The organism is Shinella pollutisoli, assembly GCF_024609765.1.
Lineage (GTDB): Bacteria > Pseudomonadota > Alphaproteobacteria > Rhizobiales > Rhizobiaceae > Shinella > Shinella pollutisoli.
Map to the genome: position 1 here is coordinate 1 of NZ_JANFDG010000010.1, position 12,161 is coordinate 12,161.

Consider the following 12,161-nt stretch of genomic DNA (forward strand, 5'->3'; position numbering starts at 1 on the left):
GTTCCAGCGCTCGATCGTCGGCAGTGACGGCTTCTCCGGCTTCGTCCAGGGGCAGGGCGAGCTGGTGATCTCGAATGCGGACGGCAGCTACGACTTCCTGCCGCAGTTCTATGCGCTCGACGGCCGCGACCAACAGGTGCGGATGGGCCGCGCCGACCTGCCGTTCCGCCAATGGCATGTCGTCTTCACCGGCACGGCGACGGATTCGCATATCGACGAGACCGACTTCCGGATCTCGCTGCAGGACTACGGCTACAAGCTCGACGTGCCGCTCCAGGCCCGGACCTATGGCGGGGGAGGCGGCATCGACGGCGGCGCCGACCTTGCGGGCAAGCGCAAGCCGCGGTGCCTCGGCTACGTCTCCAACCTGACGCCGGTGCTGGTGCGCGCGCAGGCGCAGCTCTACCAGGTCAATGACGGACCGGTCCGCGCCGTCACGGCCGTCTACGCCAACGGGGCCCCGCTCGGCTTTGCCGGGGACTATTCGTCGGCGCAGGAGCTTCTCGCGATTTCGATCCCGGAGGGGCGCTATGCCACCTGCCTTGCCGAAGGCCTGTTTCGCATCCGCTTCCTGCTCGACGGCGAGGTGATCACCTGCGACGTCGAGGGCGATGCGAGCGGGTCGGGTTTCGCCGGCACGGTCGGGCAGGTGGTGCGCAGGATCCTGTCGCTTGCGACGGTCATCGCCGATCCGGACGGGCTCTACCTGCCGTCCTTCGCCGCCTACGACGCGGCCTACGGACGGGACTGCGGCTACTATGCCGACCAGAACAGCAGCGCGACCGTCTCTGAAGTGCTCTCCCTGCTCGTCGGGTTCGGCGGCTACATCGGCTTCCGGCGGAACGGCAAGTTGCAGATCGCCCGCTTCGCCAGCCCCGCGGGGCCGCCCATGATGCGCTTCGACGATACGCATATCCGCGACATCCGGCGCGAGAAGCTTCCGTCCGGGCTTTCCCCGCCGCCGTGGCGCTGGCGCGTCGGCTACGGGCGCAACTGGACCGTCCAGGACAGCGACGTGGCGGGCTCCGTCCCGGCCGCGCGGCGCGCCTTCCTGAAGGAGGAGGTCCGCTTCGCGGTCGCGGAGAGCAACGGCGTGAGGACGAACCATCCCTTCGCGCAGGAGCGAGAGGTCGGCGGCTACCTGCGCAGGGAGGCCGATGCGCTTGCGGAGGCGCAGGCGCTGCTTGCCATGCATGCCGCGCCGGCATCGCTCTACCGGCTGTCGCTCGACGCGCAGCCGTTCGGGCTGGAGATCGGCGACGACGTGCTCGTGACCTTTCCGCGCTTCGACCTTGCCGCCGGCCGCCTGCTGGTGGTGGTCGAGATCAACGAGAATGCGGCCGAGGATGCGGCCGAGATCGTGGGATATGGCTGATGCCTGCTGCCGTCGTCTTCGAGAACCTTGCGGACGCCGCCTCCGTGCGCGCTTCGTCCAGCATCCTGCTTGCCCAGCCGACGCTGGTGCAACAGGTCCATGTCGAGCGGCGCTGGCGCGCGCTCACCAATGTGGCCCATCTTGTCCTCGACCTCGGCGCCGAGATCCCGATCGACACCGTCGCGGCGATGGGGCTGACGGCGAGCGCTGCGCGGGTGCGCGTCTCGGCGGACGATCCGTCCGGCGCTGCCGGCGAGCTCTTCGACAGCGGCCAGATCACGGTGGACCAGGCCTATCTGGCGATCATCGCGCTCTGCGATATGCCCGTCGCGGGACGCTATGTGCGGATCGACCTTTCCGGCGCGACCTTCGACTACGTCGAGGCCGGTCGGGTCTGTGTCGGGCTCCGGTCGACCTTCGCCTACAATTTCGACTACGGCTGGAGCTACGGCTATGTCGATCCCTCGACGCGCTCGAAGACGCGCGGCGGGCAGACGCAGGTGACGCCGCGCCGGCCGTACCGGACGATCGACGTCAGCTTCGCACGCGTGACGGCGGCCGACCGATACACCTTCGTCGAGCGGATCGATCGCGAGAACGCGCTCCAGCGCGACATTCTCTTCATCACCGATCCCGAGAGCGACAACCTCGCGCGGGACACGATCTGGGGGCTGATGAGCGAGACGACGCCGATCGTCCAGCCCTTCATCGAGGATTTCACGAAGCAGTACAGGATAGAGGAGCGGCGCTGATGGCGTTGAGATTCCCTGACATGGTGGCGGAGACCTCCGTCACTACCGGCACGAACGACATGGAGCTCGCCGGCGCCGTCGCCGGGTTCCGCGCCTTCAGCGATGTCCTCGCGAATGGCGACACGGTGCCCTATGCGATCTCCTACGGCGACGAGTTCGAAACCGGCCTCGGCACCTGGAACGCGTCGACCGGACGCCTCGAGCGCACCGCCGTGTACCAGTCGTCGAACAACGACAACAAGGTGTCGTTCTCGGCCGGCACGAAGAAGGTGATCGTCGGCCCGCTCGGCAGGCACATCAATCCGGGCCTTGCGAGCAAGTCGGCCGACTACACGGTGGTTGCGGCCGACTTCGGAGCCGTCATCGCCGTTGACGCAAGCGGCGCTGCACGAACCATTACCCTGCCGGCAGCCGCCGCGGCCGGCACTGGCTTCAAGGTCGTCATAAAGAAAGCCGACACGAGCACCAACACCGTGACGATCGACGGTGATGGCTCCGAGACCATCGACGGCGCGACGACCAAGGTCTTGCGCCTGCCGTATCAGAGCGCGGCCCTGATCTGTGACGGCACCAAATGGCACGTCATGGCCGCGGCCGCCGAATTCGAGCGCGGGAGTAACGCAAACGGGGCCTACGTTCGTTACGCCTCCGGCATTCAGGAGTGCTGGGGCTCGCTAACGTTTACCGGCGGCGATGCGGTGACCGTATCCGCGACCTGGACCTATCCGGCAGCGTTTTCCTCGGCGCCGTTCTCGACGTTCCGGTCGACCTCATCGCCAGCCGCTGGCACGCGCGAGCGGTCCTATTGGGGCAACACGCCAGGGCTGGCGACGTCCGCGTTTTCGATGTCCATGAACACCAATTTTCCGTCAGGATTTTCGGAAACGGCCACTGTGTTCGCGAAAGGAGCGTGGTTCTGATGCGCATCTCTCTTTCCCCCATCCGAATGGATGCCGGCTTGGTCGTCAGCAAGCTCGGCGACGTGCTGACCATCAACGGCGAGACGTTCGACTTTTCGGGCCTCCCGGACGGCGCGACCATCCCGGCCGGCGAGGTGCCGTGCGAGTGGATCGTCGGGCCCGTCGAGCGCGTCGACGGTGACCTGCGCCTGACGCTCATCCTGCCCTACGGCTACAATGCACCGGTGGAGCGTCGCCACCCCGACCCCATCGTTGATCCAGCCGACGGCCTCCTCGTTTTCCCGGGAGACCAGCCATGACGTGGACCGTTGATCCCTCCAGAGTCATCACCGCCGAGGCCAAGGCTGCAGCGGCCGCTGCAGCCACGCTGCGCGCCTTCGAAGACGCCATCCAGGCGCACGTCGACGCCATGGCGCGGGAGCGGACGTTTCGCGACGGCGTGACGCTCGCGAGCTACGTGGCCTCGACCAATCCGCAATGGGCGGCGGAGGCGCAGGCTTTCGTCACATGGCGCGACGCCATCTGGGCCTATGCCTATGGCGAACTCGCCAAGGCGCAGGGCGGTCTTCGCCAACAGCCGACCGTCGAGGATTTCCTGACGGAGTTGCCGGCCATCGCGTGGCCGACGGCCTGAAACGAATGAGACCCGGGAGCGCCTCGTACGCTCGACCGGGTCCCCCTCACGGTCACTGGAGGGTGCTGTGACCGTGCCGGCGTAACGGCCGAACAGCACTCCGGTTCCCTGAAACTCAAGAGGACATCACCATGAAAACGATCCTGCAGGTGCAGGAGCGCCTGATCGTGCTCGGCTACAAGCCGGGCCCGGCTGACGGCATTTCTGGACCGAAGACGAAAGAGGCCATCAAGGCATTCCAGCGCGAGAACGGCCTTTCCGCCGACGGTATCGCCGGCCCGATGACGCAGGCGGCGCTTTTCCCGGCGGCCTCGGCGACACCCCAGGCCGCGGCCGTCGCGAGTACGGTGATCCTCAAGCAGCCGAAGGCGACGCGCGCGATCACGGAGATCATCGTCCATTGCACCGCGACGCCGGAGGGGCGGGACTACACCGTCGACACCATCCGCTCCTGGCATCTTGCCAACGGCTGGAAGGACATCGGCTATCACTATGTCGCCTACCGCGACGGCTCCGTCCATGCCGGCCGGCCGGAGGCGCAGGTCGGCTCACACGTTGCCGGGCACAACAGCGGCACGCTGGGCGTCGTCTATGTCGGCGGGGTGGCTGCGGACGGCAAGACCCCGAAAGACACGCGCACGCCGGCGCAGACGGCGGCCCTCCTCGATCTCGTCAAGGCTCTCCTCGCGAAATATCCGGCCATCCGCAAGGTGACCGGGCACAACCAGTACGCCGCCAAGGCGTGCCCCTCCTTCGACGTCCGCAAGGACCCACTCGGCAAACTCGTCTGAAAGGACCCATCATGTCTACCGCCATGGAATTCCTCACGGTCCTCTGGATCGTCATGCAGCCGCTCGTGACGCTCTTCATCGGTATCGTCGGCCCGGTCCTCGTCACCTGGCTGGCGATGCGCCTCGTCGCCCTGCTCAAGATCAGCGACGAGGCGAAGCGGGCGGAGATCGAAGGGCGCTTGCGCGAGGCGCTGCACGCATCGGCCGAAAATGCGGTGGCCTACGCTCGCGCGAGGTTCGGCGGGAGCCTGACCGCCCCTCCCATCCCGGCGGCGCTCGAAGCGGCAAAAGACTACGTGCGGAGCAAGAATGCCGGCACGCTCCGCCAGCTCGGCGTCTCCGAAGGCGATCTTTCCGACATCATCCTCTCCAAGATCGGCAAGGGTGCGAAATGACGCTGAGCGAACTGCAATGGCTCGTGGGGATCGCAGTGACATTCGTCCTCGCGATCGGCGGGATCGCGATCGGGGCATTCCGTGCGGTGGGTGCCCGCATCGACAAGGCGGTCGACCAGATGCGGGAGGCCGTCAAGGACGGGGACGACCAACTGCACGAGCGCATCAACCGCCTGCGGCAGGATGTTTCCGACAACTACGTCCGCCGCGTCGACCTCGACAGCCACATGATGCGGCTGGACAGTGCCGTCAAAGAAATCCGCGACGACCAGAAGGCGATCATCCGGTCGCTCGCGGCGCTGGAGGCGAAGCAGGGGCGGCAGGGGGTCTAATAGGCGACCCAGCCGCCGAGACACTGCAAGGTGCCGCCCCTCGCTTCCTGTTTTGTCGACCCGCCCGCCGGCTGGGGTTAGATGCGTCGGAGATTCGCCTTCGTCAAGCGCTCCGGGGTTTCGGGTACGTTCACTTGACACAACGGGCGGTAGCGGGCATTGTTTTACAAATGCCTGCTAAGTATCTGATATTCAATGAGGTTGATTGATCACGTTTTACAGCTAACTATCTGTGACTTGTGAAAAAGCCATAGCTTCCCAAGCTGAACGCGCGGGTTCGATTCCCGCTACCCGCTCCAGCGTTCCCTGAGGCAATTCCGGCAAAGGTCTGCAGCGGTTTTGCGCCCGGATTGCGGACATGCTATCGGCCCTAGCCCGCCGGCTTCCTGCTGTCGGGGCTTGCCTATGCGGACGGGCATATTCTGGGTCATGCGCTCGCCGCCGAGGAAATCGTCAGGGGCCAGGGTCAACCATTCCAGCGGTCGTATTGAATCTCCGCGGGAAAGCCTCCACAGTAAAACCACGTCGTTGTATCGGTTACTTGCATGCTTATTGCGACGATCGGCTCCTGCCTTTCGAGAAATATTACGGATTGCCTGATTGGGAGCCGGGTTCTCAACTCGGTCTACCACAACCGGAGCGACCGCCTGGTGGACATCCTGTCGACGGGCGGGACGAAGCTGAAGCCGCTCGACGAGCTGTGCGAGCGCATGGCCGTGGGCAGGACGGAGACCGGCGAGTTCTCCCCGCCCAATCTCCTGCGCAACCAGTCGGCCGAGGGTTTCGGCCGCCATCGCCTGCCGGACGGCATCCCGTTTCACCGCTCGCTCGTGGAGAAGCGGTTCGACCTGATCCTCATCGACAATTTCATGGACCTCGGCGCCCGTCTCTACAGGCTGCCGGGCGGGGAGCGGTATTTCTGTCGCTATACCAGGTCCCAGGTTCCGGCGGGCTTCCGGCTCGGCAGGCGCCTGACGCCGCAGGAAAGCGCCTCGAACTTCCGCGAGGTCGTGACGCTGCTGCGTGCCGCGCAGCCCTCCGCGCACATCGTCTTCATCCATTTCCCGATCAACAACTACCCCGCCGGCCGGAAGGCGGAATGGGCGAGGCAACTGGACGAGGTGCTCGACCTTTCGCCCTATGCCGACGTTCTCGCATTGAAGGAGGCCCGGCCGCGCTATCCCGACGGCGAGCCGCAGCATTTCCATTTCACGGAATACATGCGCTATGCGGCACGGATCCTGGCGCTTCACGGCCGCCATCGGTTCCCCCGCCTGTTTCGCGGGCCGGCGTGAGCGCCTGCCCGCTCTCGGCGGGCCGGTGCTCGGTCTTGTTCCAGAAGAAGGGGGCCGTGCGCAGTTCGCGCAGCGCCCGCCAGGCGGCAAGCGAGATCATGAGCCAGTAGAGCGGCGTGCGCAGCCACATCCAGCCGACCGCTGCCCGCTCGCCCGGCGTCATCGCCGCCTGCCCGAGCGCGACGAAGATCGCGTAGCTGCCGAAGATGTTGACGATGTCCAGCACGAAGAGTGCCGTCATCACCGGCGTGGAGCCGTGGATGCTCTGCTGCAGCAGCCAGGCGATCGTCAGGACATAGGCGAGCATCAGCGGATGCGCGAGCGAGGAGAAGACGAGCCCGCCGATCAGGACCTGCGCGACGAAGGCCGGCCACGGTCCCATTTCCGTCACGAGGCGCGCCGGCTGGCGCAGCATCACCAGCCACGTCTGCAGCCACCCCTTGAACCATCGCGTGCGCTGGCCGAGCCAGGCCTTCCCGTCGGACGGCGCGTCCTCGTAGGTCGGCCGGTCGATCGTGCCGCAGCGGTAGCCGTGCCGGTAGAGCCGGAGGCCGAGATCCGCGTCCTCCGTGACGTTGTGCGGATCCCAGCCGCCGACCGTCTTCAGGGCATGCGTGCGGAAATGGTTTGAGGTGCCGCCGAGCGGCATGGGCAGGCGCGCGGCGGCAAGGCGCGGCAGGAGCGTGCGGAACAGCCCGGCATATTCCAGCGCGAACAGCGCGCTGAACCAGCTTTCGCGCGCATTCGTCACGACGAGCGGCGCCTGCAGGCAGGCGAGCTCCGGCGGGCCGGCCTCGAAGCGGCGCCAGGCCTCCTCCAGTTGCCGGGGATCGACCCGGTCCTCCGCGTCGTAGACGGCGAGGTACTCGCCCCGCGCGCCGTAGAGCGCGTAGGCGAGCGCCTTCGGCTTCGTGCGGGGCTGGGCCGGCGGAACGGCCACGATCTCGTATTGCGGGCCGAGCGGCATCGCGGCGAGTGCGGCGAGCGTCTCCGGGTCGTCGGCCTCGCAGATCAGCTTGATGTCGAGCCGCGAGCGCGGCCATTCCAGCCGGTCGAGGGTCTGCACGAGCTGCGGCACCACCGCCGCCTCCCGGTAGAGCGCCACGAAGACGGAATAGATCGGGCGCGGGCGGCCCGGATGCGGGGCGGGCGGTTGCCGTCCGGCGCGGCGATGGGCGCGCAGGGCCTCGAAGCGGATTAGGAAGGTCGCGAGGAAGAACAGGGTCAGCGTCACGTGCAGGAGGAACAGCATCGCGATCGGCTGCAGGATGGCGAGCGACAGCGCCGCGCCGAGCGTGGTGCCGACGTAGAAGCCCTGGCGGCCCCAGAGCGTCACGCGGGCGCTCGCCTCCGGCGCGGCATCGAACAGGCCGCCGACCGTTTCGCCGAGGCGCCGCCGGCTCCCCGCCGCCCAGAGGCCCGCCCGCAGCGCCGACGGCGTCGTCACGGCCAGCCGCGAGCGAAGCGCCGGCATACGGTCGAGCATCGCGCGGAACTCCGCCAGCCGCGCGGCCTCCGGCACGACGACGGTGACCGGCGGATGCGCGGAATGGTGGAGGCGCGCCATCTTCGGCGTGGCGAGCTGGCTGTCGGCGCCGGGCAGGTCGTGCAGGAGGGCGGCGTCCAGTACCGGCCGGAAGGGCAGGCCGAGCGTTTCGGCGAGCGCCTCGTAATAGGTCGCCTCCGTCATGGCGCCGCTCGCCAGGAGCTCCGTCTCGAGCGTCGTGCCGTTGCCGGCGGCCCGCACGAGATGGCTGGAGATCAGGGGCTTGGCGAGGCCGAGCCGGCGAAAGAAGCGGGCTTCCTCCATCAGCGCCGGCGGCACGGCGGGTGCGTGCGGGGGCAGCGTCGCTTCCGTCGGGGCCGTAGCGATTGCGGTGGCAAAGCCGATGTCGTCGGGATATTCTGACAGCCGCATGCAGCCTTCGCGGCCGCGTGCGCGGCTACGTCCCCCTCTAAACCCCAAGTTGATTGTAATGCGGCCCAAGGCAATTTCATCCCTGAAAATTTACGGGTTTCTCGCCCTCTGCCTGCTCGCGGGCGTGGTCTTTGCGCCCGGCGGCGCCGGAGCCCAGGAGCGCCCGTCCGTGGACCTGCCGATCCTGTTCGACACCCGCGAGCGGATCGCCCGGCCGGATTTGTCCGGCATCGTCCGCCTGCGCTTCCTGACGACGGTCGATTTCCCGCCGTTCAACTTCATCGATCAGACCGGCAAGCTCGCCGGCTTCCATGTCGACCTGGTGCGCGAGATCTGCCGCGAGCTGGCCTTGTCGGAGAAATGCCAGATCCAGGCCGTGGCCTTCGCCGATCTCGAAAAGGCGCTTTCGGACGGCAACGGCGAGGCAGTGGTGGCGGGGATCGCCGTGACGGCGGGCCTGCGCGAGCGCTTCGCCTTCTCGCGCCCCTTCATGCGCCTGCCCGCCCGTTTCGCCGTGCCGCGCCAGGCCGTGCCCGAGGGCGATCCGGCGGGGGCCTTCGCCGGCAAGCCGGTCGGCGTGGTGAAGGGGACGGTGCACGAGGCCATGCTGAAGGCCTTTTTCCCCGAGGCGAGGCCCGAGGCCTTCGCCGATCGCGGCGCGCTGCTCGCCGCGCTGAAGGAGGGCAAGGTCGGCGCCGTGTTCGGCGACGGCATGCAGCTCGCCTTCTGGACGAACGGGACGGATTCGGCCGGCTGCTGCCGGCTCTTCGGCGGCCCCTATCTCTCGCAGCGTTTCCTCGGCGAGGGACTGACGGTCATGCTGCGCAAGGAGGATACGGCGCTGGCCGATGCGGTCGACCACGCGCTGCTCGCCCTTTCGCGCAACGGCCGCCTGCAGGAGATCTACCTGCGCTATTTCCCGGTCGATCTCTACGGCGCGATGTAGGCGGGATATCGCCTACTGGCTCGCCCAGATGATGCGGGCGATCCAGTCGATCTCGTCGATCTCGAAGCTGCGGTTGGGATGCTCGGGATTGAGCGAGACCAGCTCGATCGTGCGCGGGCTCTGGCGGTGCAGCACCTTGGCCATCACCTCGCCCTCGCGGGTCTTGACGACGACGCGGTCGCCCCGGCGCACCTGCGCGCCCGGCTCGACGATCAGCACGTCGCCGTCGCGGTAGAGCGGCAGCATGCTGTCGCCCTGCACTTCGAGCGCATAGACGCCGGGCTTGCGGTCGGGCGAGGCGGGGAACTCCACCACGTCCCAGCCCTGGCCCGCCGGGAAGCCGCCGTCGTCGAAGAAGCCGCCCGCGCCCGCCTGGGCGAAGCCGAGAAGGGGAATGGTGCCGGCCTGCGGCGGAAAGGCGCCCTGCGGCAGCGCGGGGCCGTTGGGCGCGGCGAAGGAGAGCGCGAAGAATTCGTCGATCGTCGCGCCGGTCGCATCCAGCACCTTGGCGATCGATTCCGTCGAGGGCCAGCGCTGGCGTCCGTCGACGCCCTGCCGCTTCGACTTGTTGAACGAGGTCGGATCGAGCCCGGCCCGCCGCGCGAGGCCGGAAGGGGAGAGCCGATGGCGCTCGGCAAGCGCGTCGATCGCCGCCCATATCCTGTCGTGGGAAAACATCCTGGAAAACCCTGCCCCTGGAAAATCCTGCCAAGGCCTCGGGCCGGCCGGCGCCGGTCCGATCGGCCGCAGCATAGTCAATGGCGGTGCGGGAGTAAAGGAAAAAGGATTATTTTCCTCTTGGAACGGCCCGGATTCAGCCGTTTTCCTTCGCGTTGCGCCTGGCCACCACGCTTTCGCGCCACAACGTGAAGATGCCGGCGCCGACGACGATGGCGGAGCCGGCGACCATGTTGAGCGTCAGCGTCTCGCCGAAGACCGTGGCGCCGATCCCGGCGGCGAGCACGACCTGGAGATAGGTGAGCGGCTGCACGGCGGCGGCGTCGAGCAGGTCGTAGGCCCGGATCAGGAAATAGTGGCTCGACATGCCGGTGATGCACAGCAGCGCCATCCACAGCCAGTCGACCGGCGCGAAGGCGGTCCAGTAGAAGGGGCCTACCAGCGTGAGCGTCGCCGCGCCCGCCACGCCGATGTAGAAGAAGCTCGCCGCCGCCGTGTCGGTGCGGCTGACGAGGCGGGTGGTGATGACGTAGAGGGCGAACATGAGGGCGGACGCGAGCGGCAGGAGCAGGCTCGGCTCGAAACCGCCGGCTTCGGGCGACAGGATGAGCAGCACGCCGGCAAGGCCGGCGGCGATGGCGCTCCAGCGCCGCCAGCCGACTCGCTCGCCGAGAAGCGGCATGGACAGGAGCGCGACGAAGATGGGGGTCGAGGCGAGGATCGCCTGGGAGCGGGCGAGGCCCACCGTGGCGAAGGCGGTGATGACGACGACGATCTGGAAGGCGAGCAGCGCGCCGCGCAGGATCTGCAGCACCGGACGCTGCGTATAGGCCGCCGCCCGCAGGCCGCCCTCGCCGCGCGCGCCCATCAGCGCCACGAAGCCGGCGAAGGCCCAGAAGCGGATCATCGCCACGAAGACGGGCGGATAGAGGCTGCCCAGGTGCTTCGAGATCGCATCCTGGAGGCAGAAGATCATCATGGCGAGAAGGGTGAAGGCGTAGCCGAGTCGTCTGGGGTCCATGCCTCGCGCATATACCTCTCCGGTGCCGCTTGCACGCCTGATTTGGCGGCCCGCAGGCTTTTCCTCCGGGGTGGGCCGGCCGGGCAACACATATGGGAAAAATTTCCTCGTGCTTGCCGTCTCTTGCCTCTTTCCGCCGGCCGCGCCGCGCGCTATCAAGGAGAGCGGCCGGTGCCGCTTTGGGGCCTTTCCGTGCGCGCGACCGTTACTTCCGGCATTCTGCTGACGAGCTTTGCCTATTTCCTCTTCTCGCTGCAGGACGCCTCCGTCAAATGGCTGGTCGCGGCCCTGCCGGTTCTGCAGATCCTCTTCGTGCGCAGCGTCACGATCTTCCTGATCTGTCTCGCCTTCGGCGGCCGGCCGCTCGTCGCGGCGGCCCGCCGGTCGCCCGTGCTGAAGCCGCTCTTCCTGCGCAACGTCCTGCTCCTGTCGGCCTGGCTGTCCTACTACACCGCGGCGCGCGACCTCGGCCTCGCGGAGCTGACGACGCTCTACTATGCCTCGCCGATCGTCATGACGTTCCTGTCGGTGCCGCTCCTCGGCGAGAAGGTGCCGCTCAACCGCTGGCTCGCCGTCGTCACCGGCTTCGCCGGTGTCGTCCTTGCCTGCGGCGTGGCGGCAAACGGGCTCGCCCTGTCGCTGCCGGTCTATCTCGCGCTGCAGGCCGCCGTCTTCTGGGCGACGGCGACGGTGCTCCTGCGCAAGACGGCGCTCCAGGAGCGCACCCATGTGCAGATGACCATTTCGAGCGGCTTCTTCATCCTCTTCACGGCGCTCGCCCTGCCGTTCGTCTGGCAGCCGGTATCCTTCTCCGCCCTCGCGCTGATGTCGGCGACCGGGGCGCTCGCCGGCGTCGCGCAGTTCGCCATGTTCGAGGGCATGCGGCGCGCGCCCGTGTCCGTGCTGGCGCCGTTCGAATATTCCTCGCTCGTCTGGGCCTTCCTGCTCGGCTACCTGATCTGGAGCGACATCCCGGGTTCGAACGTCGTCTCCGGCGCGGTGCTGATCTTCGCGGCGGGCATGATCGTCATCGCCGGCGAGCGGTTTGGCGGACGGCTGCGGCGGGGCGCATGAGGTGCAGCGCGCCTCCCCCATTTCTCGGCG

The 12,161-nt window shown here is 67.7% G+C and carries 14 protein-coding genes; 11 read left to right on the forward strand and 3 right to left on the reverse strand.

The window, feature by feature from the left end:
- From NNZ72_RS09900 to NNZ72_RS09945, 9 genes are all read left to right on the forward strand, one after another.
- Window positions 1–1,375: hypothetical protein (locus NNZ72_RS09900; RefSeq protein WP_257315141.1), on the forward strand; the 1,375-nt coding region annotated here is incomplete at its 5' end.
- A complete protein-coding gene (locus tag NNZ72_RS09905) occupies window positions 1,375–2,127 on the forward strand; it encodes a hypothetical protein (protein WP_257315142.1) in 753 nt (250 codons plus the stop codon). The genes NNZ72_RS09900 and NNZ72_RS09905, both read left to right, overlap by 1 nt.
- Complete coding sequence (locus NNZ72_RS09910) at window positions 2,127–3,047, forward strand: hypothetical protein (RefSeq protein WP_257315143.1); 921 nt, start codon at window positions 2,127–2,129, stop codon at window positions 3,045–3,047. The genes NNZ72_RS09905 and NNZ72_RS09910 overlap by 1 nt, the downstream gene beginning before the upstream one ends.
- Complete coding sequence (locus NNZ72_RS09915) at window positions 3,047–3,346, forward strand: hypothetical protein (RefSeq protein ID WP_257315144.1); 300 nt, start codon at window positions 3,047–3,049, stop codon at window positions 3,344–3,346. The genes NNZ72_RS09910 and NNZ72_RS09915 overlap by 1 nt, the downstream gene beginning before the upstream one ends.
- On the forward strand, window positions 3,343–3,681 hold the full coding sequence (locus NNZ72_RS09920; RefSeq protein WP_257315145.1) for a hypothetical protein: 339 nt from the start codon (window positions 3,343–3,345) through the stop codon (window positions 3,679–3,681). Before NNZ72_RS09915 ends, NNZ72_RS09920 begins: the two co-directional genes overlap by 4 nt.
- Before the next feature lie 131 nt (window positions 3,682–3,812).
- Window positions 3,813–4,472 (forward strand): peptidoglycan recognition protein family protein, encoded by a 660-nt coding sequence (locus tag NNZ72_RS09930; RefSeq protein ID WP_306766246.1) that lies wholly within the window; start codon window positions 3,813–3,815, stop codon window positions 4,470–4,472.
- A gap of 11 nt (window positions 4,473–4,483) precedes the next feature.
- Window positions 4,484–4,867 carry a hypothetical protein gene (locus NNZ72_RS09935; protein WP_257315146.1) on the forward strand — a complete coding sequence of 128 codons (384 nt, stop codon included), beginning with the start codon at window positions 4,484–4,486 and terminating at the stop codon, window positions 4,865–4,867.
- Window positions 4,864–5,199: a hypothetical protein gene (locus tag NNZ72_RS09940; RefSeq protein ID WP_257315147.1), complete on the forward strand. Its 336-nt coding sequence runs from the start codon at window positions 4,864–4,866 to the stop codon at window positions 5,197–5,199. The genes NNZ72_RS09935 and NNZ72_RS09940 overlap by 4 nt, the downstream gene beginning before the upstream one ends.
- 650 nt (window positions 5,200–5,849) lie before the next feature.
- Window positions 5,850–6,494 (forward strand): SGNH/GDSL hydrolase family protein, encoded by a 645-nt coding sequence (locus tag NNZ72_RS09945; protein ID WP_257315148.1) that lies wholly within the window; start codon window positions 5,850–5,852, stop codon window positions 6,492–6,494.
- Here the strand turns inward: NNZ72_RS09945 and NNZ72_RS09950 are convergent.
- Window positions 6,409–8,412, reverse strand: coding sequence for a glycosyltransferase family 2 protein (locus tag NNZ72_RS09950; RefSeq protein WP_257315149.1), 2,004 nt, complete (start codon window positions 8,410–8,412; stop codon window positions 6,409–6,411). The two genes, NNZ72_RS09945 and NNZ72_RS09950, sit on opposite strands and share 86 nt — an antisense overlap.
- Window positions 8,413–8,470: 58 nt before the next feature.
- On the opposite strand from NNZ72_RS09950, the gene NNZ72_RS09955 reads away from it, so the two are divergent.
- Window positions 8,471–9,358, forward strand: coding sequence for a transporter substrate-binding domain-containing protein (locus NNZ72_RS09955; RefSeq protein WP_257315150.1), 888 nt, complete (start codon window positions 8,471–8,473; stop codon window positions 9,356–9,358).
- A gap of 12 nt (window positions 9,359–9,370) precedes the next feature.
- On the opposite strand, the gene NNZ72_RS09960 is transcribed toward NNZ72_RS09955, so the two are convergent.
- Both NNZ72_RS09960 and NNZ72_RS09965 read right to left on the reverse strand, forming a co-directional pair.
- Entirely contained in the window at window positions 9,371–10,036 is a 666-nt protein-coding gene (locus tag NNZ72_RS09960) for a S24 family peptidase (protein WP_257315151.1), read from the reverse strand.
- Window positions 10,037–10,172: 136 nt separating this feature from the next.
- Window positions 10,173–11,057: a DMT family transporter gene (locus tag NNZ72_RS09965; protein ID WP_257315152.1), complete on the reverse strand. Its 885-nt coding sequence runs from the start codon at window positions 11,055–11,057 to the stop codon at window positions 10,173–10,175.
- Window positions 11,058–11,228: 171 nt separating this feature from the next.
- On the opposite strand from NNZ72_RS09965, the gene NNZ72_RS09970 reads away from it, so the two are divergent.
- Window positions 11,229–12,131: a DMT family transporter gene (locus NNZ72_RS09970; protein ID WP_257315153.1), complete on the forward strand. Its 903-nt coding sequence runs from the start codon at window positions 11,229–11,231 to the stop codon at window positions 12,129–12,131.
- The last annotated feature ends 30 nt before the right edge of the window (window positions 12,132–12,161 follow it).